This window comes from Nocardia aobensis NBRC 100429 (assembly GCF_000308375.1).
In the GTDB taxonomy this organism is placed as follows: domain Bacteria; phylum Actinomycetota; class Actinomycetes; order Mycobacteriales; family Mycobacteriaceae; genus Nocardia; species Nocardia aobensis.
Window position 1 is genome coordinate 1 of record NZ_BAFQ01000243.1, and the last position, 4,421, is coordinate 4,421.

General features: G+C 70.1%; 7 protein-coding genes. 4 read left to right on the forward strand and 3 right to left on the reverse strand.

Annotation, left to right across the window (positions count from 1 at the left end; genetic code table 11):
* Window positions 1–200 precede the first annotated feature (200 nt).
* Window positions 201–341: a hypothetical protein gene (locus RJ03_RS37365; RefSeq protein ID WP_157121923.1), complete on the forward strand. Its 141-nt coding sequence runs from the start codon at window positions 201–203 to the stop codon at window positions 339–341.
* A 76-nt stretch (window positions 342–417) separates the two neighbouring features.
* Window positions 418–573 carry a hypothetical protein gene (locus tag RJ03_RS37850; protein WP_167332015.1) on the forward strand — a complete coding sequence of 52 codons (156 nt, stop codon included), beginning with the start codon at window positions 418–420 and terminating at the stop codon, window positions 571–573.
* Window positions 574–597: 24 nt separating this feature from the next.
* Here RJ03_RS37850 and RJ03_RS27470 read toward each other — a convergent pair whose 3' ends face one another.
* The 3 genes from RJ03_RS27470 to RJ03_RS27480 all read right to left on the reverse strand — a co-directional run bounded on the left by RJ03_RS27470 (window position 598) and on the right by RJ03_RS27480 (window position 2,742).
* Window positions 598–1,464: an alpha/beta fold hydrolase gene (locus RJ03_RS27470; RefSeq protein ID WP_036507624.1), complete on the reverse strand. Its 867-nt coding sequence runs from the start codon at window positions 1,462–1,464 to the stop codon at window positions 598–600.
* Between the two features lie 215 nt (window positions 1,465–1,679).
* Entirely contained in the window at window positions 1,680–2,369 is a 690-nt protein-coding gene (locus RJ03_RS27475) for a DedA family protein (RefSeq protein WP_036507626.1), read from the reverse strand.
* Window positions 2,370–2,445: 76 nt separating this feature from the next.
* Window positions 2,446–2,742: an alpha/beta hydrolase gene (locus tag RJ03_RS27480; RefSeq protein WP_051025317.1), complete on the reverse strand. Its 297-nt coding sequence runs from the start codon at window positions 2,740–2,742 to the stop codon at window positions 2,446–2,448.
* Window positions 2,743–2,780: 38 nt separating this feature from the next.
* Here RJ03_RS27480 and RJ03_RS27485 point away from each other — a divergent pair, with 38 nt between their 5' ends.
* Both RJ03_RS27485 and RJ03_RS27490 read left to right on the forward strand, forming a co-directional pair.
* Window positions 2,781–3,707 carry an alpha/beta fold hydrolase gene (locus tag RJ03_RS27485; protein ID WP_051025318.1) on the forward strand — a complete coding sequence of 309 codons (927 nt, stop codon included), beginning with the start codon at window positions 2,781–2,783 and terminating at the stop codon, window positions 3,705–3,707.
* An 85-nt stretch (window positions 3,708–3,792) separates the two neighbouring features.
* The coding region (locus tag RJ03_RS27490) for a maleylpyruvate isomerase N-terminal domain-containing protein (RefSeq protein WP_167332016.1) at window positions 3,793–4,421 on the forward strand (629 nt) is incomplete at its 3' end.

Genomic DNA, 4,421 nt, shown 5'->3' on the forward strand with positions numbered 1-4,421 from the left:
CCCACGCGTGGATCTGGATTCGGTCCTGCACATCAACGGCTGGTGACGGCGGCCGGACGCGACAAGCCGACGTTCGAAGCCAACGGGGTCCCGGACGCTGTGACACAACCCATACGCCGAAGGTGCGGAAAATGTTGTGGCGCTTCGGGTTCGGGGTAGGCCGACCGGTAGTACCGACCGATCGCGGAAGGAGAGAGCTCGTGAACGTTTCGATCACCGCTTCCCATCGTCGCCGCCGAGCCACGTCGAACGAACCCGAGGACGCCCGCTCGGCCGTGCTCGTCCTGATGGTCTGGGCCGCATTGATCGTCGCGGCCGGTGTGCTGCTGATCTCGCTCTAGCCGAGGGAACGGGCGTAGGCGTTTGCCGCCGGGCTGTCGAGGTAGTCCGCTACGAACCTCGAGAAAGGACGAATTCATGTCCCAACCGAATCATCCGCACGACGACGACACCGACGAACCGCGGGGTGGGCGGCCCGGACCGGTGGACGAGGGCGACAACGGCGGGATGGCGACCCGGGAGGTCGCCGACGACGTCGGCACCGAGGACAACGCCCAGGAACCACCCGACTGATCCGCCGCCGCAACGGCAGTTGGGTCAGGAACGGCCGGCTGCGCCGGCCACCGCAGCGCGCAGATGGTCGAGGAGCAGTGCGGCGACCCGGTCGGAGGCCTGTTCGGGCAGCCAATGCGAGCCGCCGGCGAGGGCCTCGTAGCGATACGGGCCGGTGACGTAACGGCCGCACGCCTGCGCAGCGGCCCGTGTGACGTAACGGTCCGCGGTGCCCCAGCAGAACATCGTCGGAACATCGACGGAGCCGACCGGGCGGCGTAGCGCGAACGGCAGTCCCCGGTACCAGTTGACGGGGCCGCGCATGTCCCGCCGATGCGCCGCGCGTGCCGCGTATCGGTTCGCGGACTCCGCATCGAGCCCGGCGCGGATCAGGGCCTGCCGCATCGCCCGGCCACCCTGGGCGGAGAGCACGAGTTCCGGTAACCATGGCAGCTGACAGGCGGCCATGTACCACGACCGCAGGGCTTGGCTGCTCGTGACCATGGCGCGCGCGAAGGCCATGGGATGCGGCACCGACAGGGCGGTCAGCGACATCAGCCGGTCGGGCCGCTCGGCGGCGACGGACCAGGCGAGCGCGGCACCCCAATCGTGGCCGACCAGATGAAAGCGCTCGACGCCGGCCGCGTCGGCCAGGGCATACACGTCCCCGGTCATGCGCGCCGTGGCGTACGCCGACCGCCCGGCCGGGCGCGCCCCCGGTGAGTAGCCCCGCAGATCCGGTGCCAGGACGCGATAGCCCGCCGCGGTGAGGGTCGTCGTGAGCGCATCCCAGCAGTGGCGATCCTCCGGAAATCCGTGCAGCAGCACCACGGTTTCCGGCGTCGCGCTGCCCGAGGGCGGTGGCGTGTCGGTGACGTCGAAGACGAATCCGGCGTGGGTGAACGTGTCCATGTCCGTGCCTTCCCCTGACTGCGCGCGAACAAGTCACCGCCGCGAGCGCGGCGCCGATCGACGCGGTGCCGACAGTAACGGGCAGCAGGGGCCGCGCTCATCCGCCCGCGGACGGATTTCGCGACCGACCCGGGGACGAGGCCGAAGGGATCCTCGCCTGCTTTGCGCGGGCGATCATGAATGCACGATGCCGTCCGGCGACGCTCGATGCGTGGTCACGACGCTTGTCGCCGATGCGCCTGCGCCCTCTCCCCCGAGTCGTCCTCGCCCCGGCTGTCGTCATCGTGCTCGGCGCCGGATTCGTCCTCGCCGGTGCCCGGGAAGAAGTGCCGCACGATGCGGTCGACGAGGAAGCCGAGGACGATCGCGCAGGCGATGCCGATCACGGCGGCCAACAGCGGCTGATCACGCAGCCAGCGCCCGAAGGCACTGGCGATCGCCACCGAATACGCCGCCCAGCTGATGCCTCCGATCACCGTCAGCGGGACGAATTTCCGGCGTGGATACCGGGTCGCCCCGGCGGTCATGTTGACCGCGATGCGACCGACCGGGATGTAGCGGCCCGTGATGATCAGCAGGGCCGCGCGTTTGTCGAGCATCCCGCGCGCCCAGTCGAAGGCTTGCCGGATCTTCGGCTTGCGCATCCACGCGAATCGATCCGTGCCGATCGCGCGACCGATCGTGTAGGCCAGGTTGTCGCCGATGATCGCGCCGATCGCGGCGGCGACGATCAGCAACCAGACGGAGGGTTTCCCGGTCGAACTGCCGATGGCCGCGAGTGCGGCGATCACCGATTCGCTGGGGACCGGCGGGAAGAAGGCGTCGATGATGCAGACGCCCAGCAGCGCGAAGTACACCCACGGCGACCCGGCCGCGCCGGTGACGAGATCCTGCAGTTGGTTCATCCCATCGACACCCTTCCCGGTCTCCAGGCGAGTGCCCAGGATCGCGCCGCCGAACCCGATCCGATCGAGGTCGCGCTCAGGTGGCGAGGTACCCGCTCATCACCGCACCGCACGCGTCATTCGTCCACGCACGGACGGGTGCCGGCGGTGCGCGACGATCGTCGACACCGTGCAGTACCGGGATAGGTACCGGCGGTGTCGAGAAGCCTTGTGCGGGAGCCCGTTCCGGAGTGCCGAGCAGAACGACTTCGGAAATGTGCGCGACCGCCGCAGCATCGGAGGCCATCGCCACCACCGCGGTGCCCGCACCGAGCGAATGGCCGATCAGGACGAGCGGCAGGGGCGGGTGGGCGACGTGGGCGAGGCCGGTCAAGGTCAGCGCGTCGACGGCGAGAGGTTAGGCTAACCAATGTGATTGGGAGCACGCAGGGGACTCGGGTCGCACCGCACAGCCAGGGCACGGCGAGCACGGCGCCGACCCGCGACGGACGCCGGCTGTACTACATGCACCGGCCGGGGCGGGACGGCGATCGTTCGGCCCTGGTCGTTTTCGAGAGCGGACTCGCCTGCACGCGCTCCTATTGGGCGGCGGTGCAGCGCGAATTCGACGACTACGCGGCGACCGTGGTCTACGACCGCAGCGGTCTGGGCCGCAGCGCCCCCGACAGCGCACCGCGCGGCCTCCGACGCCTGGCCGACGACCTCGTCGATCTGCTCGATCACCTCACCGAACGCTTCGCCGCACCGCGGTTCGTGCTGGTCGGCCACAGCTGGGGCGGTCCGATCGTGCGGGTCGCCACCGCGGACCGGCCCGACCGGGTCGCGGGCACGGTCCTGGTCGACCCGACCGACGAATTCTGCGACGACCTGTTCACCGCGGCGTCGCGGCGGGCGGCGCGAACCGGGCAGCGGCTCAGCGCCGCACTCGCACGGGTCGGCGCACTGCCACTGGCCTACCGTGACATCCTCACCGCGCTGCCCGCCGATGCCCGCGCCGACTTCCGCGCCGAAGGCTTCACCACGGCGGCGATGCGTACCCGTGCCGCCGAACTGGCTTGCCACACAGCGGATCTCGAACAGTTGCGCGACGCCGCCCCCGACCGCCGGGATATCGCCGTCACGATCGTGTCCGCCGACTCCCCCTCCGTCGGTATCTCGGCCCGCTCGCGTGCCGCGATCAATGCCGCACATCGGCGGCGGGCGGCACGGCCGCACGGCAGGCATGTCGTCGCCGAGCACTGTGGCCATATGGTGCCGACCCAGCGTCCCGGGCTGGTCGCCGCCGAAATAGTCCGGATCATCGACGAATACGGACCGCAGGGGCGACTCATGGGGTGACTTCCGGCGGCGGCGGGGTATGCGCGAATCAGGACGGATCCGCCACGACATCCGGGCGCCGCGGGCCCGGTCGGAGGAGATGCCGATGGTTTCACACAGCGCCGCCGAAGCGTTGCCGGAATGGGAGGCCTTCGCCCGCGCCGTGCAGGCACGCCGGCCCGACGCGGGCACCTGGTGCGAGGGCTGGACCGTCCGTGATGTCCTGATCCACAACACCGGTAACGCCGCCGAACTCGCGCGGGTGCTCGCCGCCCACGCGGCGGGCAGCCCGGTGCCGACCCGCGGTTTCGAGGAGCGTGAGGCGCCCTACCGCGCGATGCCCGACGCCGAGTTGTGGGCGGCGTTCGTGGACCGGTGCGAACAACTCGTCGAGACCGCCGAGGTGATCGACACGCTGTCTCCGCTGGAGGCGATCGGCTGGACCGGGCGAACCGTCGCCCCGGACTTCTTTCTCGAGCACATGCGTCAGGAGATGGTGCTGCATCGCTGGGATATGACCGGCGACGACGCCACGGCGATCGATATGCTCATGCAGCCGTGGATAACTCGCCACAGCGTGCGCGATGTGGGGCTGCCCTTGCTCGCCCGCGGCAGCAGGACTATCGATTTCGGTCCCGAGGGCCGCATCGAGGGCAGACTGCGGGCGCCGGGCACCGACGACGTCCTGGTCGTCGCCGATCCGGACGGCAACTCCATCGAATTGGTACCGCCGCA

Bases quoted from the DNA above. Each gene is read 5' to 3' on its own strand.
- RJ03_RS37850 (WP_167332015.1), top strand. From the start codon at position 418: ATGTCCCAACCGAATCATCCGCACGACGACGACACCGACGAACCGCGG.
- RJ03_RS27470 (WP_036507624.1), bottom strand. From the start codon at position 1,464: ATGGACACGTTCACCCACGCCGGATTCGTCTTCGACGTCACCGACACG.
- RJ03_RS27475 (WP_036507626.1), bottom strand. From the start codon at position 2,369: ATGAACCAACTGCAGGATCTCGTCACCGGCGCGGCCGGGTCGCCGTGG.